This is a genomic window from Streptomyces sp. LS-MS-L19 (assembly GCF_058382285.1).
Map to the genome: position 1 here is coordinate 763,103 of NZ_JBYCLL010000001.1, position 23,967 is coordinate 787,069.

The 23,967-nt window shown below is 71.8% G+C and carries 22 protein-coding genes; 5 read left to right on the forward strand and 17 right to left on the reverse strand.

What is annotated here, in order from left to right; translation table 11 throughout:
- Nucleotides 1–12 precede the first annotated feature (12 nt).
- The 6 genes from crcB (AC2XR2_RS03385) to AC2XR2_RS03410 form a co-directional block, all read right to left on the reverse strand.
- Nucleotides 13–387, reverse strand: coding sequence for a fluoride efflux transporter CrcB (gene crcB / locus AC2XR2_RS03385; protein ID WP_330268870.1), 375 nt, complete (start codon nt 385–387; stop codon nt 13–15).
- Nucleotides 384–776, reverse strand: a complete 393-nt coding sequence (locus AC2XR2_RS03390; RefSeq protein ID WP_491514199.1) for a DUF190 domain-containing protein — start codon at nt 774–776, stop codon at nt 384–386. Before AC2XR2_RS03390 ends, crcB (AC2XR2_RS03385) begins: the two co-directional genes overlap by 4 nt.
- Nucleotides 773–1,228, reverse strand: coding sequence for a fluoride efflux transporter CrcB (gene crcB, locus AC2XR2_RS03395; protein ID WP_491514200.1), 456 nt, complete (start codon nt 1,226–1,228; stop codon nt 773–775). Before crcB (AC2XR2_RS03395) ends, AC2XR2_RS03390 begins: the two co-directional genes overlap by 4 nt.
- A gap of 167 nt (nt 1,229–1,395) precedes the next feature.
- The gene (locus AC2XR2_RS03400) at nt 1,396–2,358 is read right to left on the reverse strand and encodes an SMP-30/gluconolactonase/LRE family protein (protein WP_491514201.1); all 963 of its coding nucleotides are present in this window, start codon (nt 2,356–2,358) and stop codon (nt 1,396–1,398) included.
- A gap of 28 nt (nt 2,359–2,386) precedes the next feature.
- Entirely contained in the window at nt 2,387–2,674 is a 288-nt protein-coding gene (locus AC2XR2_RS03405) for a helix-turn-helix domain-containing protein (protein WP_381296092.1), read from the reverse strand.
- A 225-nt stretch (nt 2,675–2,899) separates the two neighbouring features.
- Complete coding sequence (locus AC2XR2_RS03410) at nt 2,900–4,921, reverse strand: beta-galactosidase (protein ID WP_491514202.1); 2,022 nt, start codon at nt 4,919–4,921, stop codon at nt 2,900–2,902.
- Between the two features lie 199 nt (nt 4,922–5,120).
- On the opposite strand from AC2XR2_RS03410, the gene AC2XR2_RS03415 reads away from it, so the two are divergent.
- The 3 genes from AC2XR2_RS03415 to AC2XR2_RS03425 all read left to right on the forward strand — a co-directional run bounded on the left by AC2XR2_RS03415 (nt 5,121) and on the right by AC2XR2_RS03425 (nt 7,805).
- Nucleotides 5,121–6,152, forward strand: coding sequence for a LacI family DNA-binding transcriptional regulator (locus AC2XR2_RS03415; RefSeq protein ID WP_491514203.1), 1,032 nt, complete (start codon nt 5,121–5,123; stop codon nt 6,150–6,152).
- Between the two features lie 848 nt (nt 6,153–7,000).
- On the forward strand, nt 7,001–7,351 hold the full coding sequence (locus tag AC2XR2_RS03420) for a VOC family protein (protein ID WP_030324491.1): 351 nt from the start codon (nt 7,001–7,003) through the stop codon (nt 7,349–7,351).
- A gap of 64 nt (nt 7,352–7,415) precedes the next feature.
- Nucleotides 7,416–7,805 (forward strand): MarR family winged helix-turn-helix transcriptional regulator, encoded by a 390-nt coding sequence (locus AC2XR2_RS03425; protein WP_381296087.1) that lies wholly within the window; start codon nt 7,416–7,418, stop codon nt 7,803–7,805.
- 47 nt (nt 7,806–7,852) lie between these two features.
- Here the strand turns inward: AC2XR2_RS03425 and AC2XR2_RS03430 are convergent, their stop codons facing one another.
- A complete protein-coding gene (locus tag AC2XR2_RS03430) occupies nt 7,853–8,593 on the reverse strand; it encodes a VOC family protein (RefSeq protein WP_491514204.1) in 741 nt (246 codons plus the stop codon).
- Nucleotides 8,594–8,750: 157 nt separating this feature from the next.
- On the opposite strand from AC2XR2_RS03430, the gene AC2XR2_RS03435 reads away from it, so the two are divergent.
- Nucleotides 8,751–9,731, forward strand: a complete 981-nt coding sequence (locus AC2XR2_RS03435) for an AraC family transcriptional regulator (RefSeq protein ID WP_491514205.1) — start codon at nt 8,751–8,753, stop codon at nt 9,729–9,731.
- Between the two features lie 252 nt (nt 9,732–9,983).
- Here the strand turns inward: AC2XR2_RS03435 and AC2XR2_RS03440 are convergent, their stop codons facing one another.
- From AC2XR2_RS03440 to AC2XR2_RS03475, 8 genes are all read right to left on the reverse strand, one after another.
- Complete coding sequence (locus AC2XR2_RS03440; RefSeq protein WP_491514206.1) at nt 9,984–10,382, reverse strand: SseB family protein; 399 nt, start codon at nt 10,380–10,382, stop codon at nt 9,984–9,986.
- Nucleotides 10,383–10,540: 158 nt separating this feature from the next.
- Nucleotides 10,541–11,083 carry a cysteine hydrolase family protein gene (locus AC2XR2_RS03445; RefSeq protein WP_491514207.1) on the reverse strand — a complete coding sequence of 181 codons (543 nt, stop codon included), beginning with the start codon at nt 11,081–11,083 and terminating at the stop codon, nt 10,541–10,543.
- Nucleotides 11,080–12,549, reverse strand: coding sequence for a purine-cytosine permease family protein (locus AC2XR2_RS03450; protein WP_491514208.1), 1,470 nt, complete (start codon nt 12,547–12,549; stop codon nt 11,080–11,082). Before AC2XR2_RS03450 ends, AC2XR2_RS03445 begins: the two co-directional genes overlap by 4 nt.
- Nucleotides 12,550–12,732: 183 nt before the next feature.
- Nucleotides 12,733–13,356: a GAF and ANTAR domain-containing protein gene (locus AC2XR2_RS03455; RefSeq protein WP_491514209.1), complete on the reverse strand. Its 624-nt coding sequence runs from the start codon at nt 13,354–13,356 to the stop codon at nt 12,733–12,735.
- Between the two features lie 69 nt (nt 13,357–13,425).
- Nucleotides 13,426–14,514, reverse strand: a complete 1,089-nt coding sequence (locus tag AC2XR2_RS03460) for a DNA polymerase III subunit beta family protein (RefSeq protein WP_491514210.1) — start codon at nt 14,512–14,514, stop codon at nt 13,426–13,428.
- Nucleotides 14,515–14,616: 102 nt separating this feature from the next.
- A complete protein-coding gene (locus AC2XR2_RS03465) occupies nt 14,617–15,411 on the reverse strand; it encodes a DUF899 family protein (protein WP_381296074.1) in 795 nt (264 codons plus the stop codon).
- 143 nt (nt 15,412–15,554) lie between these two features.
- Entirely contained in the window at nt 15,555–16,325 is a 771-nt protein-coding gene (locus AC2XR2_RS03470) for a DUF5995 family protein (protein ID WP_491514211.1), read from the reverse strand.
- A 600-nt stretch (nt 16,326–16,925) separates the two neighbouring features.
- Nucleotides 16,926–17,924 (reverse strand): aldo/keto reductase family protein, encoded by a 999-nt coding sequence (locus AC2XR2_RS03475; RefSeq protein WP_491514212.1) that lies wholly within the window; start codon nt 17,922–17,924, stop codon nt 16,926–16,928.
- Between the two features lie 211 nt (nt 17,925–18,135).
- Between AC2XR2_RS03475 and AC2XR2_RS03480 the strand changes: the two genes are divergently transcribed.
- Nucleotides 18,136–20,130, forward strand: coding sequence for a glycoside hydrolase family 97 protein (locus AC2XR2_RS03480; protein WP_491514213.1), 1,995 nt, complete (start codon nt 18,136–18,138; stop codon nt 20,128–20,130).
- Between the two features lie 7 nt (nt 20,131–20,137).
- Here AC2XR2_RS03480 and AC2XR2_RS03485 read toward each other — a convergent pair whose 3' ends face one another.
- The gene (locus tag AC2XR2_RS03485) at nt 20,138–20,944 is read right to left on the reverse strand and encodes an alpha/beta fold hydrolase (RefSeq protein WP_491514214.1); all 807 of its coding nucleotides are present in this window, start codon (nt 20,942–20,944) and stop codon (nt 20,138–20,140) included.
- Between the two features lie 104 nt (nt 20,945–21,048).
- Nucleotides 21,049–23,967, reverse strand: coding sequence for a Tat pathway signal sequence domain protein (locus AC2XR2_RS03490; protein WP_491514215.1), 2,919 nt, complete (start codon nt 23,965–23,967; stop codon nt 21,049–21,051).

The window sequence follows — 23,967 nt, forward strand, 5'->3', positions numbered from 1 at the left end:
AGGACGAATCCCCTACGCCCACAGCACCTGCGCCAGCGCCACCCCCGCGAAGGCCGCTCCCAGACCCGCCACAAGGCTCACGGCCACGTTGGCGGCGGCATAGAGGCGCGCCCCGGTCTCCGCCAGCCGCAGGGTCTCGTACGAGAAGGTCGAGTACGTCGTCAGCGCCCCGCACAGGCCGGTGCCCAGCAACAGCTGGAGGTGGGACCCCGCGGCCCCCGCCGCCACCGCCCCGGTGAGCAGGCCGAGGACCAGGCAGCCGGTGACGTTCACGGCGAAGGTGCCCCAGGGGAAGACCGAGTCGTGCCGCGACTGCACCGCGCGGTCGGTGAGATAGCGGAGCGGGGCACCCACCACGGCCCCCGCGACGACCAGCAGCCAGTTCACAACGACTTCTTACCCTTCGTGCCCGTTTTGCCCTGAGTCGGCTCCCGGTTCCCGTCGCGGCCGACGTACCGGATGACCTCGCACTCGTCGAGGGTCACCAGGCCCTCGGTGACGAGTTCGTCGATCTGCGGCAGGAACTCCCGTACGCGCGTCTCGCTGTCGACGATGACGACGGCCACCGGCAGGTCCTCGCTGAGGGACAGCAGCCGGGAGGTGTGGATCAGGGAGGAGGCGCCGAAGCCCTCGATCCCGCGGAAGACGCTGGCCCCGGCCAGCCCGGCGGCATGGGCGCGGTGCACGATCTCGCTGTAGAGGGGTTTGTGGTGCCAGGTGTCGTTCTCGCCGATGTGGACGGTCACGCGCAGGGCTCTGCCGGTCAGCCTCGTCATGGCTGCCTCCGCTTCAGGACGCGGCGGGCCGCCGTGGACGCGAGCCACACCGCCGTGAGGGCCGCGAGCAGGGTCGCGGCGAGATAGGCCAGGCCCGTGGCGGGCCGGCCGTGGTCGACGAGTCGCTGGATGTCGACGGCGTAGGTGGAGAAGGTGGTGAAGCCGCCCAGGACGCCGGTGCCGAAGAAGGGGCGGACCAGGCGGTGGGCGGCCCACACGTCGGTGATGACGACCATGAACACGCCGATGACGGCACAGCCGACGACGTTGGTCCAGAAGGTCGCCCAGGGAAAGCCGCCCGGCTGCACCGGCCAGTGCAGCGCGAGGGCGTACCGGGCCGTCGCGCCGAGGGCGCCGCCGAGCGCGACCACCGCGACGACCGGCGCCTGGCCCTGCCACACGGACTGCCGTGGGGGCCGCGCGGGGGCGCGGAGGCTCTCCGGGGCTGTCATCGTCGTGTCTCTCCTACTCGCCGGGGCCCGGGCATGCGGGCGCGCTCCATCGCAAGTAGGGACCGTTGGCGGCGCCTTCGCCGCGGTTCGGGTACGGCGGGCCCCACCGCCGTGCCGCGAGGGTGATCGCGACCGAGGACCAGGGTAACGCCGGGGTCCGGCCGGGGTCACTTCGCGGCGGGCGGCTCGCACAGCGCGATACCGCGCTCGGAGAGGCTGCCGAGGACCAGGTGGCCGGAGGCCTCGCAGACGCTGGTGACCATGCGGAAACGGGAGCGGCGGCGGGTGAGGTGGTGGACGGTGCGGCCTTCGTCGTCGATCGCGAGGACGCCGACGAAGCCCGTGGGCCGGTAGGGGGCGCCCACGGCGACGCGGGCGGCCGCTCGGCGGGCCGCTGGGGCGGCGCGGTGCAGCAGGTCGAGCGGGGGGATGCGGGGTCCGGCGAGGGAGACCCAGATCGGCCCTTCGGGTCCGCCGCGCCAGATGTTGTCGGGCATGCCGGGGAGGTTCTCGGCGAGGGGTTCGGCGCGGCCTGCCCCCGGACCGTCGAGCCAGTAGCGGGTGAGCCGGCGGGCTCCGGTCTCGGCCACGACGAGGAAGGACTCGTCGCCGCTCGCCGCGAGGCCGTTGGCGAACTGGAGCCCCTCCAGGAGGACTTCGGGAGTGTCGTCGCCGGGTGCCAGACGCAGGAGGCGGCCGGTCCCGGTGTGTTCGACGATGTCGCCGATCCACTGGTCGAGGGGGTAACGGCGGCTGGAGACCGTGAAGTACACGCTGCCGTCGGACAGCGCGACCACGTTGCTGGCGAACCGCAGCCGCTCCCCCGCCACTTCGTCGGCGATGACGCGCACGGTGCCGTCGGCGAGATCGACGCCCAGCAGTCCGCGTTCGGCGTCGCATACCAACAGGGCGCCGTCCGGGAGGAGTTCGAGGCCGAGCGGCCTGCCGCCGGTCTCGGCGAGCGTCTCGACGCGGGGCGCGACGGGCTCCGTCAGACCGTCGACGCGCAGGATGCGGCCGTCCGCCACGCCGGTCAGGACCCGGCCGCGGGCGTCGGCGACGACGTCCTCGGGGCCGTGGCCGCCGAGGGCGACGTAGTGGCGTGGGGTCAGTGCGGTGGGACGGTCCATGGGGTGTCTGCCCTTCCGGTGCGGGTCGCTACCAGCCCTTCTCGAACATGCGCGCCACCTCGGCGATGCGCATCTCGTCGCGACGGTAGTACGTGCGCCACCGGATTCTCTTGGTGCGCACGAGGCCGGTGTTCACCAGGAGGGCGAGATGGGTCCGGGCGACCGAGCGCCGCACGCCGAGCTTGACCGCGACGGCATGGGCGGACACGCCGTCCTCGACGGGGTCGATGTGCCGCTGCGGGGGGAAGTGCGCGGCCGGGTCCTTCAGCCACTCCAGGATGTCCAGTCGCCGCCGGCCGGTCGGAGTCCTCAGCATGTCGTCCCCTCCGCCCCTCCTTCTGCGTGTCACCACTGTCCCGCAGTCGCAGCGCCTTGTCCCGGGGTCGCTGAGCTTGTCCGATATCGAACTCCTCTACGACAAGGGGCCGTTCGGCGGGTCCGGCCGATGACCGGGCAGGGGCCTTAAGGTGAGGCCCCCTCCGCCCGCGGCTCGTGGTCTCGCGGGCGGAGGGGAGTCGGTGGGAACCGTGGGGAGGCGGGTTCAGCCGTCGAGTCGTACGACCCGGACCGTGCCCGCCGGCACCGCGAGGCGGCCCGCGGCGCGTTCGCCGGTCAGCAGCTCGGTGCCCGGCGCGTCCAGGGGCACCTTGGCCTCCGTCGCCGTGTGGTTGATCACGAAGACGTAGGAACCGGAGTCCCCGTCACGCCGGACGACCTCGACGTCGTGGGGCAGGTCGGCGCGCGAGGGGAGACTGGCGTCCTCGGCGGCCCAGCCGAGCAGCGCGTCGAGACCCTGGGCGGTCAGGCGGGTGGAGACGTACCAGGCGGTGCCCTCGCCGTGGCGGTGGCGGGTGACGGCGGGGTGGCCCGCGGTCAGGCCGTCGGCGTACGTCCACACGGTCTCGGCGCCGCGCGGCACCACGAACTCGGTCCACACGTCGCCGGTGAGCTCCGAGCCGTCGGGGCCGGTGACCCGCACGAGCTGACCCGGGAGCAGCGGCGAGAACTCCTCGACGGTGAGGCCGAGGACGTCGCGCAGCGCGCCCGGGTAGGCGCCCTCGTGGACGGCGTCGTGCTCGTCGACGATGCCGGAGAAGTACGACACGACGAGCGTGCCGCCGTTCTCGACGTACTGCCTGAGGTTGTTGCCGGCCGCCTCCGTCATCAGGTACAGCGCCGGTACGACGACAAGGGGATAGGGCGACAAGTCGGCTTCCGGGTGGGCGAAGTCGACCGTGAGGTGGCGGTCGTAGAGGGCCTCGTAGAAGGCGTCGGCGCGCTCGCGGGCGTCGTGGTCCTCGCTGGGCCGCCAGTCGAGGTTCTGCGCCCACCAGGACTGCCAGTCCCACAGGACGGCCACGTCGGCCCGGGTGCGGGTGCCGCGGACGGTGCTCAACGAGTCGAGGGAGGCGCCCAGTTCGACGACCTCGCGCCACACGCGTGTGTCGGTGCCGCCGTGCGGGACCATCGCCGAGTGGAACTTCTCGGCTCCGCGCCGGGACTGGCGCCACTGGAAGAACATGGCGCCCTCGGAGCCGCGGGCCACGTGTGCGAGGGAGTTGCGGGCCATCTGGCCGGGCGCCTTGGCGGGGTTGCGGGGCTGCCAGTTGATGCCCGAGGTGGAGTGTTCGAGCAGGATCCAGGGGGCGCCGCCGGCGACCGAGCGGGTCAGGTCCGCCGCCATCGCGAGGTTGACGTGGGTGCGGCGGCCGTCGGTGATGAGGTAGTGGTCGTTGGTGACGATGTCCACCTCGCGGCCCCAGGCCCAGTAGTCGACGGAGTCGCACTGGCTGAGCGCGGTCATGAAGTTGGTGGTGACCGGGACGCCCGGGGCGAGCCGGTGCAGGATGTCCCGCTCCGCGACGAAGTTCTCGCGCATGGTCGCGTCGGCGAACCGCTTGTAGTCCAGCGCCTGGCCGGGGTTGCCGACGGTGGCGGCGGTGCGGGGCGGGTCGATCTGTTCGAGGCTCGTGTAGTGCTGGCCCCAGAAGGCGGTGCCCCAGGCCTCGTTGACACCGTCGACACCGCCGTACGTCGCCTGGAGCCAGCGGCGGAAGTGGGCGGCGCAGGAGTCGCAGTAGCAGGCGGAGACGGGGACGCCGTACTCGTTGTGCACGTGCCACATCGCGAGGGCCGGGTGGCCGGCGTAGCGCTCGGCGAGCCGGGTGGTGATGTCGGCGGCGGCCGCGCGGTAGGCGCTGTTGCTGTGGCAGATGGCGCCGCGGGAACCGAAGGCGAGGCGGGTGCCGTCGGCCGTGACGGGCAGCGCGTCCGGGTGGGCGCGGTAGAACCACGCGGGCGGTACGACCGTGGGGGTGCCGAGGTCGACGCGGATGCCGTTCTCGTGGAGCAGGTCGATGATCCGGTCCAGCCAGCCGAAGTCGTGGACGCCCGGTTCCGGCTCCAGGAGCGCCCAGGAGAAGATGCCGACGCTGACCATGGTGACCCCGGCCTCGCGCATCAGCCGGACGTCCTCGTCCCAGACGCTCTCGGGCCACTGCTCCGGGTTGTAGTCCCCGCCGAAGGCGAGCCTGGTGAGGCCCCTGGGGGTGGTCTCCGGCATGGGTCTCTCCCGAGTCAGTTGGTTGGGAACGTGCACACATGGCTCACGAAGCGTGCTGCCCAAGATAACCGCACAGAGGTAACCCTTGCCAAGTGCTTGAGTGCGAGCTTTCCTGTGCACGATCCCAGTTCGGTCGCATCCCGTCCGGAACGTCCCGCCGTCCGGCCACCCCCGTGCCGCCCCCACGGGGCTTAGAGTCGTGACCATGAACAATGCGGGGGGCCGGCGCAGACCGCCGACGATCCACGACGTGGCACGCGAGGCCGGGGTCTCGCGCGGGACCGTCTCGCGTGTGCTCAACGGCGGGCACTACGTCTCCCCCGCCGCGCAGGAGGCGGTCAACTCCGCCATCCGCAAGACGGGTTACGTCGTCAACCGGCACGCCCGCTCACTGATCACCGGACGCTCCGACTCGGTCGGCTTCCTGCTCACGGAGCCCCAGGAGCGGTTCTTCGAGGACCCCAACTTCAACGTCCTGCTGCGCGGCTGCACCCAGGCGCTGGCCGCCCACGACATCCCGTTGCTGCTGATGCTGGCGGGCACCGAGGACGAGCGGCGCCGGATCAAGCGGTTCATCACGGCCGGCCACCTCGACGGGGTGCTGCTGGTGACCAGCCACTCCGCCGACCCGGTGGCCGAGGAGCTGCACAAGGCGGGCGTGCCGGTCGTCCAGTGCGGCAAGCCGATGCGGTCCGGTTCGAAGGTGAGCTATGTGGCGGCGGACGACCGGGACGGCGCCCGTGACATGGTGCGGCACCTGCTGTCGCGGGGCCGTCGCCGGATCGGCATCGTGACGGGCCCGCTGAACTCTCCCGGCGGTGTCGACCGCCTCGCCGGTTACAAGGAGGTGCTCACGGAGGCGGGTGTCGAGATCGACGAGCGGCTCGTGGCCTCCGGTGACTACAGCCGGGGCAGCGGGGAGGCGGCCACCGAGCTGCTGCTGAGCCGGGCGCCGGACATGGACGCCGTCTTCGTCGCCTCCGACCTCATGGCCCTGGGCGCCCTGACCGCACTGCGCCGCGCGGGCCGCCGGGTCCCCGAGGACGTCTCGGTGGGCGGCTTCGACGACTCGATCGCGGCGACGGAGGCCACTCCGGCCCTCACCACGATCCGCCAGCCCTACGACCGCATCAGCGCCGAGATGGTCCGCGTGCTGCTGGCCCAGCTCGGGGGCGAGGACCCGGCGGCGGTGATCCTGCCTACGGAGCTGGTGCGGAGGGAGTCGACGTGACGCCTGCGGCCAACGGGGCGGGGCTTTGCGGATCGGGTTCGTTGGCGCGCTAGGGGGGCGACGGGCAGACGCGGGCGTTCGGGGCTGCTTCGCGGGGCGACTGAGGAGCGCGCGGGGCACGGCAAGCAGGGGCGGTGCGATCGGGGCTGCTTCGCGGGGCCCAGGCTGGTGAGCGCACGGAGCACGGCAAACAGGCGCGGGGCGATCGAGGCAGCTCCCCGGGGGCGGGCTGGAGAGCGCGCGGGGACACGGCAAACGGGCGCGGTGCGATCGGGACTGCTCCGCGGGGCCCAGGCTGGTGAGCGCACGGGAGGACGACAGGCGGGCGCGGGGCGATCGAGGCTGCTCCCCGGGGGCGGGCTGGTGAGCGCTCGGGGGACGACGGGCGGGCGTGGCGCGTGCACGAGCGCTCCGGGGCGGCTGGTGACCGCCGTGGGTGTCGCGGTGAGAGCAGCGACGCGCTGAGGGCTGAGATCGCGGCAGCGTGGGGGCCAGGGTGTGGGGTCGGGAGCAGATCACGGGTGCCTGGTCGGGCGCGGAGGACAGCCGGTGAGGGCGGGGCGCGGTGTACCGGTCCAAGTCACTAACGCCTGCGTCGTAGCCGGGCAGCCGACGCCGAGGTCGGGCAGGGCGGAAGCCCCCCGGTCCGACCACACCCCGCCGACCCGAGAACGCCCCTGGCGCGCCAACGAGAAACCCCGCCCCACTGCCCCCTCGCTCCACGCGGCCGGCGTCCGGCGTCCGGCGTCCGGCGTCCGGTCAGGATCGGAGAAGCGGTTCCCCCCTCCCCGGCCTAGCGTGAGACCACCGACGGAGCGCGTCGGGATCACCGTACGGAGGAGCACACCATGACCGCGGGACTCAAGACGATCATCTACCCCGTCAAGGACCTGGCCGCAGCGAAGGCCCTGTTCAGCGCACTGCTGGGGGTGGAGCCCTACGCGGACGAGCCGTACTACGTCGGCTTCAAGGACGCGGGGCAGGACGTCGGCCTCGACCCGAACGGACACGCCCGCGGCATGACCGGGCCGGTCCCCTACTGGCACGTGGACGACATCCGGGCGACCCTCGCCGCGCTGGTGGCGGCCGGGGCGGAGACCCTCCAGGACGTCCAGGACGTCGGCGGCGGCAAGCTGATCGCCTTCGTCAAGGACGCGGACGGCAACCTGGTGGGGATCACCCAGGACCCGCAGACCTGACCTTCCTTGCGCATGCACTAGTTGCACACTCAACGAATGACCGGATCGGTGTTACCGTTCACTTATGGCGGTGAACACGGTCGGAACCGGCCTTGAGGAACGGTGGCGGGACATCCTGTCGGTGCACGCGCGCACGATCTGCGAGATCGACCGCGTGCTGCACCCGCACGGGCTGGGCGCGAGCGATTTCGAGGTGCTCGACATCCTCGCCACCGAGTCCCCCCGCGAGGGCGACCAGTGCCGGGTGCAGAACCTCGTCGGCCGGGTGCACCTGAGCCAGAGCGCGCTGTCCCGGCTGATCGGCCGTCTGGAGAAGGACGGCCTCGTGGAGCGGTCGGTGTGCGTGGAGGACCGGCGCGGCGTGTGGGTGTCCCTCACCCGCAAGGGCCGCGACCTGCACGCGGAGGTGCTGCCGCTCCAGCGCGAGGTCCTGTCGCGGACGCTGGACGGCTAGCGCCCCCTCGACGCCCCACGATCCGCCGGACAGGCCCTAGTTGCGCCTCAGGACAGGGCCAGAACGCAGAACTCGTGGCCCTCCGGGTCGGACAGACACGTCCAGGGGACGTCCCCCTGACCGAGGTCGAGGTCGGTGGCGCCGAGGTCCCGCAGCCGGGCCACCTCCGCCGCCTTGTCGTCACCGGGGTAGGGCAGCAGGTCGAGATGGACGCGGTCCGGCACGGTCTTCCCGTCGGACGAGCGCAGGAACTCGAGATACGGACCGACGCCCCCGGCGGAGCGCAACACCGCCTGGTCGTCGGTCACTTCGTGCAGGCTCCAGTGCAGGGCCTCGCCCCAGAAGCTCGCCATGGCGCGCGGATCGACGCAGTCCACCACCACCGCGGCGATCGGTCCGGAGTCCCGGTAGACCTCCCGGGGTTCCAGCACGCAGAACTCGTTGCCCTCCGGGTCGGCGAGCACCGTCCACGGCACGTCCCCCTGGCCCACATCGGCGGGTGTCGCACCGAGAGCCCTCAGACGCGCCACCAATTCCGTCTGGTGGGCCGGGGACTCGGTCGCCAGGTCGAGGTGCGTGCGGTTCTTCGTCGGCGACTTGCGCTCCGGGACGGGGACCACGTCGATGCCGAGGGCGACCGGGTCCGGCCAGACGAGGCCTCCGGCGGGGCCCACGTAGGTGGTCACACCGGGGCGGTACGCCGTCCAGCCGAGCGCCTGCGCCCAGAACCGGCCGACCACCGGAGCGTCGACAGCCTTGATGTTCACCTGAACCGGTCGCAGCGCCATACCGACGATCCTATGCAGCCGCACCGAAGCGAGGCCGGCCGATTCCACCGGAGGCACCAAGGGATCCGGGCCCCTCCCGCCCGGCATGAGTGGCCGTCCCCGGGGTCATGCTGAACAGCAGACGCCGAGCGGGGAAGGGGCTGAGGACACCTTGGCCGTGGAAGAGGACCGCGCCGCCGAGTTCCACAGCTACGCGACGGTCTCCCTGGAGGAGGCGCACGATGCGATCGCGGCCCACTACTACGACCTGCGGCTCGAACTGGCCGGACAGGCCTCGCAGTTCGCCACGAGGCTCAACCTCGTCGAGCTCGGCGCGCTCACCGTGGGAGACGTGCGGTTCGGCACCGAGATGCGGATGAGCTTCGGCGAACCCGGCGTCTATCACGTCGCCGTGCCCTTCGGCGGCTGCTTCAGCGTCCAAGAAGGGTGTGGTCAGGTGGAGTTCGCCGGCACCGGGCGGGCCCTGGTCTTCGATCCGGCGCGGAACATCCACATCGACACCTGGTCCGCGGACTGCCAGGCCCTCACCGTGAAGGTCGACAAGGCGGCCCTGTTACGGCAGTTGGAGGTGCTGCTCGGCCGCTCGGTGCGCCGTCCGCCGCGCTTCGGGCCGTACATGGACGTCTCCCGCGGACCGGGGCTCAGCTGGATGCGGCTCGCGATGTGGAACCTGCTGGAGCGGGACGTCCCGCACGGGTTGCTGAGCCATCCCATGATCCGCGGCCGTCTCGAGCAGACCCTCCTGGAGGGGATGCTGCTCGCCACGGACCACACCTTCCGCGAGGCGCTGGAGGCCCCTCCCCCGGCGATGCGACCGGCGTCAGTCAAGCGGGTCATGGACGCCGTACAGGAACTGCCCGCCGAGCCGTACGACGCGAACCGGCTCGCGGCCATCGGGCAGGTCAGTCTGCGCACCCTGCAGGAAGCTTTCCGCAGGTATGTGGGCATGTCGCCGATGGCCTACGTCCAAGAGGTGCGGCTCCAGCGGGTGCACCGGCAGCTGCGGGCGGCGGCGCCTGGAACGACGACCGTGACGGACGTAGCCCACGAGTGGGGGTTCGTCCACCTGGGCCGTTTCGCGCGCCGGTACCGGGAGCGCTTCGGGGAGTCGCCCTCGCAGACCCTGCGCGCCGTGTGAGCCGTCGCGTCCGCCGATCCGCCGCGTTTTGCGGACATGCGCCACGCATTCCGGAGCGACGACCCCTCGGATCGGTCCTATGGTCGGGTCACGGCGATCGCAGCGCGCACTGGGGATGAGCAGGGTCGGCGCCGCTCATCTTCTGTTCCGCGTGCGAGAACCGGGGTGCGGCGGCGGGAGCAGGTCCGCACCCCTCTGCGGGCCCGGCCGCTCCCCCTCCGTCGCATGTGGTGGCCGGGCCCCACTGCGTGGTCAGCCCTGCGGCCGCGCCAGCAGCGTGCGCACGCCCTCGGACGTCAGGGTCAGCGGATGCGTCGAGCTGGCGTCGATGGACAGCGACAGATCGCCGTCGGGCCACTGCGCGGCGAGCGCGCCGAGCGGCACCAGACGGTAGCGGGAGACGAACGGCAGCAGTTCGGCCATCTCCGTCTCGGAGGTGAACACGGGCACCATGGGGGCGCCGCCGTCCTGCTGTTCCAGCACGGGCAGCGCCACGGTGGTGTCCTCGTCGGCGGCGTCGTCGGGAACCGGAATGAGCACCTCGCTGGTCGCGAGCGTGTCCAGCGCCGTCGTGTCCTCGGTGTTCTGCGTGAGCGCGTCCAGCGCCCGCTGGGCCGGTGTCGCGGTGTGGTCGTTGGCGGGTGTGTCCATGGCAGATCCCCTGGTAGCGGCGGTCGTGCGGCCCGCCCGCAGGCATGATCGCCCAGGGCGCGGTGCTGCTCGCGTACCCGAGCGTGCCGAGAGCATGCGTGCGGGGCGTCAGGGAATCAGTGCGATGTCCTCCGCGGGCGGCCCGGTGTGCGGTGACATCAGGCGGCGAGCACTTCGTCCACGGTGGCGATCCGGATCAGCGGACCGTAGAGCCCCATCACGTCCAGTGCCTTGCGGTGCGAGTCGTCGTCCGCTCCGGCGCACGCGTCGGACACCACCCACGTCTCGACCCCGGCGTCGGCTGCGGCGAGGGCGGTGGACAGGACACAGCAGTCGGTACTGACCCCGGCCAGGACCAGCCGGCCCTCGGGGTCGACCAGGGCGGCGAGTTCCGGGGTCCACTTGCCGAAGGTGGGGGCGTCCAGCACGTGGGGCGCCCGGTCGGCGAAGTCGTCGGTGAGCCGCCACAGCGGGGCGTCCGGCGGCTGGAGAGCGAAGGGCCATCGCGCGTAGTAGGCCCGCCAGGCGCCGGTGGGCTCGGCGGGGGCGACGAAGCGGGTGAAGGTGACCCGGTCGGCGAAGTCCGGCAGCAGCCGTCGTACGCCCGCCGCCGCCTCGCCGTAGCGCGGGGCCGCCCAGGGGCTGTCGGGCTCGGCGAAGACGCGCTGCATGTCGATGACGGCGAGCCGTCCCCTCGTCATACGACGTCCTCCTGGGCGCGGACCCGGCCGCGGCCGAGGGCCAGGGTGCCGAGGAAGCCGACCGCGAGCGCGGCCAGCACGCCGAGGTTGGCGTACGCCCACGCCCCGGACCTGCCGCCCAGGCCGAAGGGGTCGAGGAGATAGCCCTGCCAGTCCAGCCAGCCGGCGGCCGAGTTGGTGACCAGGCCCCAGCCGAGGGCGGTGGCGAGGACGGTGAGGATCAGCGGGGTGGGCGGTACGTCGCCGTAGCGGCCGCCGGGGCGGTAGAGGTCGGCCTCGTCGTAGTCGCGGCGGCGCAGGGCGAGGTCGGCGAGCATGATCCCGCACCAGGCGGCGATGGGGACGCCGAGGGTGGTGAGGAAGCCCATGAACTGGCCGAGGAAGTCGTCGGCGAAGAACACGATGTAGACGGCGCCGGCGATCATCAGGACGCCGTCGACGAGCGCGGCCAGCGGGCGCGGGATCCTCAGGCCCGCGGACAGCAGGGCGAGGCCGGAGGAGTAGATGTCGAGGACGGCGCCGCCGACCAGCCCGAGGACCGCGACGACGGCGAAGGGCACCAGGAACCAGGTGGGCAGGAGGATCGTGAGCGCGCCGATCGGGTCGGCGGCGACGGCGGCGCTGAGCTTGGTGGAGGAGCCCGCGAGGAGCAGGCCGAAGACCAGCAGGAGCAGCGGGGCCACCGAGGCGCCGAAGGTGGTCCAGCCGATCACGCCCCGGCTCGACGAGGTGCGGGGCAGATAGCGGGAGTAGTCGGCGGCGGCGTTGACCCAGCCGAGGCCGAAGCCGGTCATCATGAAGACCAGCGCGCCGATGAACTCCTGCGCGGAACCCGCGGACAGGGCGCTGACGGTGCTCCAGTGGATGTGATCGGCGACGAGACCGACGTAGACGACGGTCAGGACGCCGGTCACCACGGTGATCACGGTCTGGAGCCGCATGATCAGGTCGAAGCCCATCACCCCGCCGACGACCGTCAGCCCCGCGACCACGATCAGCGCGATCACCTGGGTCCCGGTGCCGCCGCCCCAGCCCAGCCGCCCGAAGACGGTCGCCGTGGCCAGGGTGGCCAGCGCGCACAGCACCGTCTCCCAGCCGACGGTGAGCACCCAGGAGACGACCGACGGCAGGCGGTTGCCGCGCACTCCGTAGGCGGCGCGGCTGAGCACCATCGTCGGGGCGGAACCCCGCTTGCCGGCGACGGCGACGAAGCCGCACAGCAGGAACGAGAAGACGATTCCGATCACCCCGGCGGCCAGCGCCTGCCAGAAGGAGATGCCGAAGCCGAGTGCGAAGGAGCCGTAGCTCAGGCCCAGGACGGACACGTTGGCGCCGAACCACGGCCAGAACAGGGTGCGCGGGGTGCCCTTGCGTTCGGCGTCGCCGATCACGTCCAGCCCGTGCGTCTCCACCTGGAGCTGCCGGGCGGTGGATCTGCTGTCGGGGGGACCCGAGGACTCTGTCATCGTCGACCTGCCTGTTCAGATGTGTTGGGGCGACGGTAGGCAGGGCCGAGGCGGGCGTCAATCAGGAGTAGCTTGCGCCGGGATGGGGACTTGATGCGCAGGCCGGGTGCGGCGGCGCGCCCATGGGAGCCGGCCCGGCCAGGCTTCTCCGGTTCAGCAACGAGCCGGGGAGGCCGCGGCGGGTCAGTCCAGGGTGCCCTTCTCGCAGACCTGGCGGGCCACCTCACGGAGCTTGACGTTGTTGTCCTCCGAATAGCGTCGCAGCACGTCGAAGGCCTGGTCCTCGGTGAGGCGGTGGCTGCCCATGAGGATGCCCATCGCCTCACCGATCACATGGCGGGTCGCGACGGCCTGCTCCATCTGGGCGTAGGTGCGGGCGGCGGACAGGGCGACCGCCGCGTGCGAGGCGAGCAGCCAGCCGGCCAGCTCACTGGCCTCGGTGAACGCGCCCGGCTCATGCGAGTAGAGGTTCAGGGCGCCGAGGTCGTCGTCCTCCGTGAACAGCAGGAAGCCCATCATGCTGCCCACGCCGAGGGCACGGGCCCGCGGAGCGAACACCGGCCATCGTTCGCTCTCCGTCGTGAGGTCGGAGATCCGGAAGGTCCGTTCGCCCTGGGAGGTGCGGGCGGCGTCGAAGCAGGGGCCTTCCGCCAGCTCTTCCTGGAGCCGGTCACTGTCGACGACCAGTTGTTCGGTGGCCGTGAGGGTCTCCACCTTCTGGTCGTGCAGCACCAGGACGCCGGCCGCCGTGCAGCCCTCGACGAGATCCGTGGCCGAGGCACTGATCCGGTCCAGCGTGTCGGTCACCTCCAGTCCAAGAGGTCCTCCACTCCACTCCTTCCGACAGAGGACCTCCTACCCGCAACTCCGAGATCCTCACAGTCCGTCGTCGAGGCGGACCGGCATCAGCATCGAGAAGGTTTCCTCGTCGTCGGGGCGGCGGATCGTGATCGGTACCGTGGGGGTGACGAGTTCCAGGGCCAGTCGGTCGTGGGAGCCGGCGGCCAAGGCGTCGATCGCGTCCAGGAGGAAGTCACGGTTGACCGCCACCCGCTCCGGGTCGCCGTCGGCGTCGGCGTCGGCGTGCAGGGTCACCGTGCCGTCGTCCTCAGCCTTGAGCACGCTGAGCGCTGGTGCCCCGTCCTCACCGGAGCGCACCGGGCCGTTCTCCAGTTCCCGCCGGAACGCGGCCGCCTCGACGAGGACGCGGCGCCCGGCGGTCCGCGGGACCAGTCGCCGGTAGTCGGGGAAGTCGTGGCCGAGGCGGGGGCCGGCCGCCTGCCGGTCCCCGGTCTCCAGGGTCACGCGGTCGCCGTCGACGGACAGCGCCACCGCTGCCTCGCCGTCCAGCAGCGCCCGCATGGCGTCGGCGAGCGGGGTGGGCACGACGAACTGCACCCGGCCGCCCTCGTGCGCGGCGATGCCGGCCCGCGCGATCGCCATGCGGTAACGGTCGGTGGCCACGACATCGAGGCTCTCCCCCTCGATGTCGAACAGGATTCCGCCGAGCATCGGCAGCTCCCGGTCCGTGCTCACGGCGAAACGTACGGCATCCAAGGCTGCCGCCAGCTCCGGGGCGGCGAGGGACAGCCGGACGGCGACGGTCTGGGGCGAGGTCATGGTGTTCTCCCGGTGATCGAGCAGGGCACGGAGCGCGGAGAACTCCTCGCGGGCGTCGGACAGCCCTTGTTCGAGACGGCCCAGGTGCGCGTCCAGCAGCTTGCGGACCAGCCCGGTGTCCGGGCCGGACCATCCGGCCAGTACCAGGCGGATGTCCGCCAGCGGCATCCCGGCCCTGCGCAGGCGCGCCAGCAGCCGGGCCTCGTCCAGCTGGCCGGGCTCGTACCAGCGGTATCCGCTGACCGGATCCACCCAGGCCGGCACCAGCACACCGGCACGGTCGTAGAACCGCAGGGCGCTCACACCGAGCCCGCTGTCCCGGGCCGTCTCACCAATGCTGCGCATGTCGTTCTCCACATCCGGAACTCTGGGCCCTGCACAAGGTCGAGGGTCAAATCCGGGATGTGAGGCGCACGGCTTCCCTTCTCGGTGGCAGCGGATCCGGGGTCAGTGGTGGTGGCCCCGGCGGCCGAGGGTGTCCACCGGGGTGGCGTCGGGGCGGGTCCACTGGGGTACGGGGCGGCTGGTGGGGCCCCACGTGGGCTTTCCGTCGGCGTCCGAGCGCCAGGACCAGCACGCGGCGAGGCCCTCGGGCCAGTCCTCCGGCTTGTCCTCCCACACCTCGCCGCGTCCGTAGGGCGTCATGTCGAGCAGGCCCATGGACCCGTTGACCCGCTCGTTGCCCCGGCCGGTCGTGGAGTAGGTGAGGAACGCGCGGTCGCCGTCGCGGAGGAAGGCGGTGAGGTGCCCCATGTCGCCGCCGACCGGCGGGGCCGCGTCACGCACCGAGTACCAGGGCTGGGTGTAGCCCATGAACGCGACATAGGCCGCCACCTCGTCCGCCTGCCCCGAGGTCAGGACGGCGAAGGAGACGCCGCGGGCGTTGAGGTAGACGGCGTCCTTGAGGTGCCAGGCCGTGGTGGTGCAGCCCTCGCACTGGCCCTGGTGCGGCGCGCCGTCGTACCACATGTGCTTGTAGACCACGAGCTCGTCGCGCCCCTGGAACAGGTCCAGGAACGGGACGGGGCCGTCTGGTCCCACGACCTCGATCGTGCCGTCGAACTCCACCATCGGCAGCCGCCGGCGCGCCGCGGCGATGGCGTCGCCCTCCCGCGTATGGGCCTTCTCGCGGACCAGCAGTTCGTCACGGGCACGCTGCCAGGTGGCCAGGTCGACCACGGGCGGGCGGCCGGGCAGCGCGGGGGTCGGGAGCGGGGTCGGGTCGTCCGGGGTGGTCGTCATGTGTCCTCCGGGGGTCTCGGGCAGGGTGCGCTTCGTACGACGGTCACCGGAACAGACTCCCGGCCCGGCCCGAACTCATCGCGCTCGCACGGGACACTTCACTTCTCCCTTCACCGGTCCGTCGGTTCTCAGCGCCCACGCGGTCACGCGGAGGCCCGGTCCATGGCGTGGTCCAGATGGGTGATGACGGCCGGCACGTCATCGCTCTCGGTTCGCCGGATCAGTTCCAGGGCCGGTCGGACGAGACCGCTCGGGCGGGCCGTCAACCGGGCGAGGACGGTGGCTCGGACGTCGAGCCGTTCGAGGGTGGCCTCGCGCTCCTGGTCGTTCTGGCCGGCCAGCAGAACGGCGTTGTACCAGGCCTCCTCGCGGGACTGGCGGACGCTGAAGTCGAGGATCCGCTCGTCGGTGCGGCCGCCGACCTTGTCCAGCAGCGACATGAACGGCGACAGTTCGCCGACGGAGTCCTGCACCACCAGGACCACGCGGGCGAGGATGTCGTTGATCAGGAGGAAGTCGCCCCGCAGCGCCTGGATGTCCGCGCCGGGGGCGGTCCGCGCGGCGGCGACGGCCAGGTCGAGGTTGATGTGGGCGTTCACCCCGAGCAGCAGGTGCTGCACGATCACGGTGTCGGTGTCGTCGAGCAGCCCGAACGCCTCGCGCCAGCACCGCGGTCCGCTGCGGTCACGGCGCCAGGTGTCGTACGCCTCGAAGTAGCGGTTGCCGAAGTGCGTGTCGAAACGGTCCATGCGGGGGCCGTCGTCGAAGAGCCCGGCGTGGATGGCCGTGCGCACCTCCACGGTCACCTGTCGGTACAGCGCCGCGAAGTAGCCGAGCCGGTCACCGGAGCGCGTGGCCTCCCCCACGATCCCGGCAAGCTCGTCCACGACGTCGTCGATGTTCTGTGCCGCCATGCCCAACTCCCCTCCGACGGACCCACGTTGGGCCCGCAGCGCCGATCACAACCTCGTTGTACCACCGCCTGCCGGAAGAAGATCCGGCCGTGCGGTGCGGGAGGTCGGCGGGTGGGGGTGAGCGGGGTGCAGGCGGGGCGGGGGCGGTGGATGGCCGGCTGCGGTGAGCAAGGTTGGGGTGGGTGCGGTCGGCTGGGGTGACGGCGACGGGGTCGGGGCCGCCGGTCGGGGTGAGCGAGGAGTCGGGGCCGCCGATCGCGACGAGGTTGTGACCGCCGCTCGCCGTACGCCAACGGGGGCGGCGGCCGTGGGCGGGGACAGACACCGCGAGGTTGCGACCACCACCCGCCGCACGCCAACGGGGGCGGCGGCCGCCGGCAGGGACAGACACCGCGAGGTTGCGACCACCAGCCGCCGCACGCACCGCGAGGTTGCCGTCGCCGACGGAAACGCGGCCACCTAGCGCGGCGAGCGCCCGGATGGGCGTGCCGTCCGTGCGACGGGGCCTGATGGGCGTGCCATCGGCGTCACGGGGCCCGGATGGACGTGCCGTCCGTGCGGCGGGGGTCGAACAGCCCCGCCCCCACCCCCGGCCCCTTCTCAGCGGCGCTTGATGCCCGGCTCCACCCCCGGGGCAAGGGTCGGTTCGGTGACGGGGACGTCGCCGAGGGCCTGGTCGACGGCGGCGAGCAGGTCCTCGGGCAGGTCGACCCCCGCCGCGGCCGCGTTGGCGTGGACCTGTTCGGGGCGGGAGGCGCCGGTGATCGCGGAGGCGACCTCCCTGCGGCGCAGGACCCAGGCGAGCGCGAGGGTGGGCATGCTCAGACCGGCCTCCTCGGCGATCGGGACGAGCCGCTGGACCCCTTCGAGGATGGCGTCGCTGTAGACGAGGTCCTGCGAGACCGCCATGTCCGCCGAGGCGAACCGGCTGCCCTCCGGCACCGGCTGCCCCGGCTTGTACTTCCCGGTCAGGACGCCCTGGGCGAGCGGGGACCAGACGATCTGGGAGATGTCGTGGGCGGCGCAGAGGTCGAACACCTCCGCCTCGGGCGCCTGCCACAGCATGGAGTACTGCGGCTGGGACGAGACGAACAGCCCGGGCCCGGCGAGGTCGATCGCCGTCTGGATCTGCTCGGGGGTCCACTCGCTGAAGCCGATGTAGCGGGCCTTGCCCTGTGCGACCACCTTCTGGAACGCCTCCACGGTGTCCTCGATCGGCACGGTGGGGTCGAAGCGGTGGGCCTGGTACAGGTCGACGTGGTCGGTCCTCAGGCGGGTGAGGGAGGCGTCGATCTGCTGCGCGATCTGCTGCGAGGACAGACCCCGGTCGGCCGGGTCGTCCGACATCGGGAAGTAGACCTTGGTGGCCAGGACGTAGGAGTCGCGCGGGTGGGCCGAGAGGATCTCTCCCCACGCGGTCTCCGCCGCTCCCCTGCCGTACGCGTTCGCGGTGTCGAAGAAGTTGATGCCCGCGTCGAAGGCCGCCTCGGTGCAGGCGCGGGTCGCGTCGGCCTCGACGCCGCCGGAGTAGGTGAGCCAGGAGCCGAGGGAGATCTCCGAGACCTCCAGGTCCGAGCTGCCGAGTGTGCGGTACCGCATGGGGGCTCCTTCGGGGCGGCGCGTGGTCCGGGCTGTTCCAGTGTGGGCCCTGCACGGCTACCCAGGTCTTGACCCTCCTCCCTCCGACGCGTACAACATTCCCGAACAGAAAACGTTTACTCCCCTCCCTCCCAATGTCTCCAACCCCAACCCCAACCCTCACCCCCCACTCCCCCTCACCCCTCGTCCTCAACAGAGAGGCCTCCCCACCATGAGAACCGCAGAGGACCGGGAAGAGCCCGCGCGCGAAAGAGTCGGCGGCCCGGGCGCACTGTCACGGCGAGGCGTCCTCAAGGGCACCGCCGTCACTGTCGGCCTGGCCGCGGCGGGGGCTGTGGCGCAGCCTGCCCACGCGGCGGAGCAGACGGCCCCGAGCAGGCGTCCGGTCCGCGCGACCGCGCGCCTGGGCGGCAACGCCATCACGATGTCCGTGGTGGACGGGGCGTTGCGGTGGTCCGCGGAGCGGGACGGGAGGACGGTCGTCGACACGTCCGGCCTCGGCCTGCGGCTGGGCGACGGGACCGTTCTCGGCGACGACGTGACGGTCGTCCGGCATCGGCACGGCACCTCCCGCACCACCTGGAACCCGGTGTACGGCCGCAACGCCACCGTCACCGACCACTACCAGGAGCAGCTCTGGGAACTGCGGGACAGCGCCTCGGGAACCCGGTTCGCCGTCCAGATCCGCGCCTACAAGTCCGGTGTCGCGCTGCGCTACCTCCTGCTCGAGCAGGAGGTAGACCCGGGCACCGTCACCGTCTCCGACGAACTGACCACGTTCGCCTTCCCCGACGGCACCACCGTCTACAGCGCCCGCGACGAGGACGCCTACCTCCCGGTCGCGCCCGGGGCCATCCCGGTCACCGGCGCGGCCGGCACGGACAACGGCCCCCTGACCGACCTGCCGCTGACCGCCACGCTAGGCGACGGGCTCATCGCCTGCGTCTGCGAGTCCGCCCGGCTGAACTTCCCCCGCCTGATGCTCGGTTCGGTGGCGGGGCAGCCCAACTCCCTGTCCGCGTTCCTGATGGAGCACACCGCCCGCGGTACCGGTCCCGTCGAGACGACCAGCACGGTCACGACCCCGTTCGCCACACCGTGGCGTGCGGTGGTGATCGGTTCCACCCACGCCGAACTGGTCGACAACGCCGAGCTGGTACTCAACCTGGCTCCGCCCAACACCCTTGCCGACACCTCGTGGATCAGGCCCGGCAAGGTCTTCCGCTGCGAGCTCACCACCGCCGCCGGCCTGGCGGGTGTCGACTTCGCGGCGGCCCGCGGTCTGGAGTACATCGAGTACGACGCGGGCTGGTACGGCCCCGAGTTCACCACCCCCGACGCGACCCGCCCGATCGCCGCGATCGACCTGCCCGCGGTCATCTCGTACGCCACGGACAAGGGCATCGGGGTCTTCCTCTACGTCAACCGGCTCGCCCTGACCGACGCGGACTCCCTCTTCGGCCTCTACAAGAGCTGGGGGGTGCGGGGCATCAAGCTCGGCTTCATCAACGACGGCACCCAGACGATGACGAACCAGATCACCGACTGGGCGAGGGCCGCGGCCGAGTACGAGCTGCTGATCGACATGCACGACGACGTCCGGCCGTTCGGCTTCGAGCGCGCCTACCCGAACTGGATCAGTCTGGAAGGCGTCCGCGGCAACGAGCAGTTCCCGACCGCCACGCACAACGTGACACTGCCCTTCGCCCGCAACATCGGCGGCCCCATCGACTACACCATCTGCTACGGCCAGTCCCGCGACAAGACGACCAACGCCCACCAGATGGCGATGGCCGCGGTGTACTACCAGCCCCTCAACTTCCTGTTCTGGTACGACAAGCCGTCCAAGTACGCCAACCCGGCGAACTGGCCGGGGCTGCCCTGGTTCAACGCCGTTCCCACGACCTGGGACGAGAGCAGGACCCTTGCGGGGTCGATCGGGGAGTACGTGGCGGTCGCGCGGCGCAGCGGCGACACCTGGTACCTGGGCGCCATGACCAACGAGTCGTCCAGGACCCTCTCGTTGCCCCTGACGTTCCTCGGCGGCGGCACCTGGACGGCGACCGTCTACGCGGACGGCACCCCGGGCACCGCGCCGTACCAGACGCCGGTCGTGGTCAGCACGCAGACGTTCACCTCGGAGAGCACGCTGACGGTGGCGCTGGCCCCGGCGGGCGGTCAGGCGGTCGTCCTCAGGCCGAGCTGACCGCGGGTCAGTCGTCGGCCGCGCGGTCCGCCCAGTCGGTCAACAGGCGGACCGTGCGGTCGACGTGCTCCTCGTGCAGATAGTGCCCGGAGTCGGGCCAGTGCTCCACGCGGGACCCGGGCACATGCAGGGTGCCGCGTTCCCACGCGGCGGCCTCCGCCGAGGTCCACACCGTGAGCGCGGGCCGGGTGCGCGCGCGGAGGTACGCCTCGCTGTGCGCACGGACGCCGACCGCTCCGGGGTCGGTGTACATCCCTGCGTACGCCTGGGCGATGACGTGGTCGGGCGTGCCGAGCATGGTGCGGACATGGGCTGTGCGCAGTCCGGCCGGGGCGTCCGCGCCGAACGCCCCCGCGACGAACCCGGCGGCTTCCCGGGCCCCGCGTTCCCGGTACGCGGCGAGCCGGGCCGGGATCCCGTCCACCTCGGCGCCGTGGGCACCGTGCGCGGGATCGAGGGCCACCACCGAACGTACGCGGGCGGGATGCCGTACGGCCAACAGGTTGACCACCTGACCGCCCATCGAGTGCCCCACGGCGACCACCGGACCGGTGGCCAGTGCCTCGACGAGGGCGGCCAGGTCTTCGGCCATCGCCGCCGGCGTGTTGCCCTCGTCGGGGACCGGGGACCGGCCGTGCCCGCGCAGATCCGGTACGACGAGACGGAATCGCCCGGCCAGGGCCTCCACGTGCGGTGACCACTCGCGGCCGTCCCCGCCCCAGCCGTGCACCAGCAGCAGGACGGGAGCGCGGGCCGGTCCGACGTCCGTATGGAAGAGGGGGACGCGGTCCGTCACGTGCTCTTCGTCGTGCATCACTGATTCTCCGGTCAGAGGGTGAACAGCAGGGTGTCGAGCGGGGGCACGACCGGGCCGGTGCGGCAGTACTCCGGGTACCACCACACCGGCCCGGTCGTGCGTCAGCCCCGGTACAGCACGAGGGTGCTGAGCGGGCCCAGCTTCGGCCTCTGCCCCGCGCCGACCTTCTTGCCGGTGGCGAGGTCGCGGGCCGGGCCGAAGTCCTGGCGGGCGGGGAGGGTGACCGTCTTGTCGTTGCTGGTGTTCATGGCGATCAGGTAGTCGCCGTACTCGCACAGATAGAAAGGGGCGCGGCCGACGAGCATGGTCTCGACGCCGTCGAAGTGGACGCCGAGGGTGGGGTCGGGGACGTCGGCGGGGACGGGGGCGAGGTGGTAGACGTCTCCTTCGAGCGCCTGGTGGAGGGTGTCGCCGGGCGGTGGGAAGCCGCCGGGCGGGATGTGGGAGGCGCCGGGGTCGTTGATGGCGTAGTCCCACAGGACCCAGTCACGGGCCGTGAAGGTGTCGTCCGTGAGACCGCCGGACCGCTCGCGGACGGTGGCCGAGCGCTGGTCGACCGGGGTGAGGTGGTGGACGCGGGCGTAGTTGTTGACGCCCTGGCGGGAGCGGAAGTAGAGGGAGGCGAAGAGGAGTTCACGGCCGTTCTTCACCGCGACGCAGCCGTTCTCCTCGTCGGTGAGGACGAAGTCGGGCCGGTCCCAGTCGGTGGGGATACGGCTGGGCCGGGCCGGCAGGGACAGGAAGGCGGGGTAGTCGCGGGAGAGGAACCGCAGGGCGTTGAGGCCGACGCGGGTCCAGGTGTGGGTGGCCTGGAGGTGCAGCTGCGGGTAGAGCTGGCCGTCGGCGACCATCTCCTGGGTCCAGCCGACGATGTCGGGGTCCTTGAACACGGCCGCCGACATCACGGGATTGGAGTCCCAGGCGGTGCGGGACGCGTACGCGGTCTCGCCCGGGTAGACCTCGTTGCGCCAGCCGATGACGGTCTCGATGCGGGAGATCCGGTGGTGGTCCTTGTCGACGTCGACGACCCGGAAGCTGCCCCGCGCCTTGGTCATCCGCACCATCTGCTCGCGCAGTTCGGGCGCGTCCTGTCCCTGGTATCCGCGCGTGACCGACTCGTACATCATGACCAGCCAGTCGATGACCTCACCGTAGCTGCCGACATAGCCGAGTTCGCGGGTGAGGCCGGCGCGGGTCACCTGGTAGTAGCCGTCGCCGAGCGGCTTGGTCGGGTTGCCATCGGCGTCCTCGGGACCGAGGTAGGGGACCATGCCGATCGACTGGTACAGGTAGTCACGGGCCTTGGCCTCGGGCAGGGCCAGGTCGGGGGCGAGGAGTCCCAGGCCCCGGTTGGTCTGGTAGAGGCCGATGGCGCAGATCTGGGCCTGGTTGCTGTAGTGCGGGAAGTGCTGACGCCAGTAGTCGCGGCTCGACTTGAGCATGTCGGCGTAGGCATCCCTGCGGAGGGGCGGCACGGGTGTGGTGGTGTCGGCGGGGGCGATGAGGGTGACGTCGTCGAACCAGGCGGTGCCGGGGCCGGACAGGCGCAGGTGCATCTCCATCTGGGTCGCGCCGGCCGGGGTGTCGAAGTCGAACTTCACGAACTCCCAGTCGTGGGTGCCCTTGCTCGCGTAGACCTTGTGGTCGCTGCCGACGAGCTTGCCGTTCGCGTCGTAGAACAGCGGGTCGATGTGGGCGCCGAGGCCGGTGACTCCGTCGGTCCTGATCCAGGCGCCGTAGGTGTAGGTGCCGGAGCCGATCCTCACCCTCACGGTGGAGTTGACGTAGCTGTAGCCGGTGGTGGTGCCGACCTGGAGCTTGAGCGAGGCGGAGCCGGAGCGGGCGACGGTGGTGTCACGGGTCCAGTTGCCGCCGCCCGCGGTGGCCCAGCCGGGCATCTGCCAGGCGGTGGGCGTGCCGGCGCCGTTCTCGAAGCCCGGGTTGGTGAGCGTGTACGGCGATCCGGTGACCTGGGTGTCGAGCCGGTCCCCCAGGTGTTCCCAGAGCAGGGCGAGCACCAGGCCGACCCGGCCGAAGCCCTGCCACTGCTGGTCGGAGCCGGTCATCACGGTGGCGTCGGACTTCCAGGCCAGGTAGCGGCCGTCGATGGCCTGGAGGACCCGGTCCAGCGCGGCCGGGTTCTGGTGGGCGGGGCTGCCGGACCACAGGTAGCCCTCGGCCAGTGACTGCATGGCCCAGCCGTCCAGCGTGGCCGGGTTGGCGGTGGCCAGGAGGTCCTGCTGGTCCTTCTGGACCCGCGCCTTGATGGCGTCGAGGACCTCCTCGCCGCCGCTGCGCGGGGTCGCGGTGGGCGCGGTGCCCTGGACCTCGCCCTGGGGCGGCACGAAGCACGGGTCGCTGTGGGTGTAGAGACGGTAGATGCCGCGCGAGGGCGTGGTCATGGTGCGGTAGAGCTGCGAGGCGTCCTGCCCGTAGGACCAGATGCGGCCCATGGCCCGGATCTCCAGCGTCACCTTCTTCCGGCCGGCGGTCATCTTCTCCGGCAGCGGCAGCGTGTGGAAGAAGAAGCGGCCCGGGGTGCGCGGCGCGGTGTCGAGGATGTCGAGACTGTCGACGGCGCCCTGGTCCTCGTATCCGACCTGCTTGCCCTCGCAGAAGAGCTGCAGGCGCCACATGTCGGTGCCGGACGCCGCCTCGTCGGAGGTGTCGTCGTAGTCGTCGCCCCACAGCCGGACGGTGACGTAGGTGGTGCCGGTCGGGCGGACGGCGACGTCGAACTTCAGCGTGCCGCCCCAGTAGGAGGCGGGCTCGGTGGGGTTGAGGACGCGGGCGCTCTGGCCCAGACCGCCGGTGATCGTGTCGGAGAGGGTCGGGGTGAGGTCATGGGCGGCCTCGGAGGCGGCGTCGCCGAAGACAACGATGTCCAGCGGGGCGGGCGCGCGTCGTCCCGCAGCCTCGGCCGCCGCGGCGGGGAGCGAGGGGAGTCCGGCCACGGCCACGGCGGCACCCGTCGCTCCGGCGTACTTCAACACCTCACGACGTCTTGGGGAGTTGGGCAT

Excerpts from the sequence above, each read along its gene's own strand:
- AC2XR2_RS03470 (WP_491514211.1), bottom strand. The coding sequence starts at position 16,325 with ATGGCGGCACAGAACATCGACGACGTCGTGGACGAGCTTGCCGGGATC.
- AC2XR2_RS03440 (WP_491514206.1), bottom strand. The coding sequence starts at position 10,382 with ATGGACACACCCGCCAACGACCACACCGCGACACCGGCCCAGCGGGCG.
- crcB (WP_491514200.1), bottom strand. The coding sequence starts at position 1,228 with ATGACAGCCCCGGAGAGCCTCCGCGCCCCCGCGCGGCCCCCACGGCAG.
- AC2XR2_RS03485 (WP_491514214.1), bottom strand. The coding sequence starts at position 20,944 with ATGCACGACGAAGAGCACGTGACGGACCGCGTCCCCCTCTTCCATACG.
- AC2XR2_RS03475 (WP_491514212.1), bottom strand. The coding sequence starts at position 17,924 with ATGCGGTACCGCACACTCGGCAGCTCGGACCTGGAGGTCTCGGAGATC.
- AC2XR2_RS03390 (WP_491514199.1), bottom strand. The coding sequence starts at position 776 with ATGACGAGGCTGACCGGCAGAGCCCTGCGCGTGACCGTCCACATCGGC.
- AC2XR2_RS03400 (WP_491514201.1), bottom strand. The coding sequence starts at position 2,358 with ATGGACCGTCCCACCGCACTGACCCCACGCCACTACGTCGCCCTCGGC.
- AC2XR2_RS03445 (WP_491514207.1), bottom strand. The coding sequence starts at position 11,083 with ATGACGAGGGGACGGCTCGCCGTCATCGACATGCAGCGCGTCTTCGCC.
- AC2XR2_RS03425 (WP_381296087.1), top strand. The coding sequence starts at position 7,416 with ATGGCGGTGAACACGGTCGGAACCGGCCTTGAGGAACGGTGGCGGGAC.
- AC2XR2_RS03405 (WP_381296092.1), bottom strand. The coding sequence starts at position 2,674 with ATGCTGAGGACTCCGACCGGCCGGCGGCGACTGGACATCCTGGAGTGG.
- AC2XR2_RS03490 (WP_491514215.1), bottom strand. The coding sequence starts at position 23,967 with ATGCCCAACTCCCCAAGACGTCGTGAGGTGTTGAAGTACGCCGGAGCG.
- AC2XR2_RS03430 (WP_491514204.1), bottom strand. The coding sequence starts at position 8,593 with ATGGCGCTGCGACCGGTTCAGGTGAACATCAAGGCTGTCGACGCTCCG.
- AC2XR2_RS03450 (WP_491514208.1), bottom strand. The coding sequence starts at position 12,549 with ATGACAGAGTCCTCGGGTCCCCCCGACAGCAGATCCACCGCCCGGCAG.
- AC2XR2_RS03480 (WP_491514213.1), top strand. The coding sequence starts at position 18,136 with ATGAGAACCGCAGAGGACCGGGAAGAGCCCGCGCGCGAAAGAGTCGGC.
- AC2XR2_RS03420 (WP_030324491.1), top strand. The coding sequence starts at position 7,001 with ATGACCGCGGGACTCAAGACGATCATCTACCCCGTCAAGGACCTGGCC.
- AC2XR2_RS03410 (WP_491514202.1), bottom strand. The coding sequence starts at position 4,921 with ATGCCGGAGACCACCCCCAGGGGCCTCACCAGGCTCGCCTTCGGCGGG.
- AC2XR2_RS03465 (WP_381296074.1), bottom strand. The coding sequence starts at position 15,411 with ATGACGACCACCCCGGACGACCCGACCCCGCTCCCGACCCCCGCGCTG.
- AC2XR2_RS03460 (WP_491514210.1), bottom strand. The coding sequence starts at position 14,514 with ATGCGCAGCATTGGTGAGACGGCCCGGGACAGCGGGCTCGGTGTGAGC.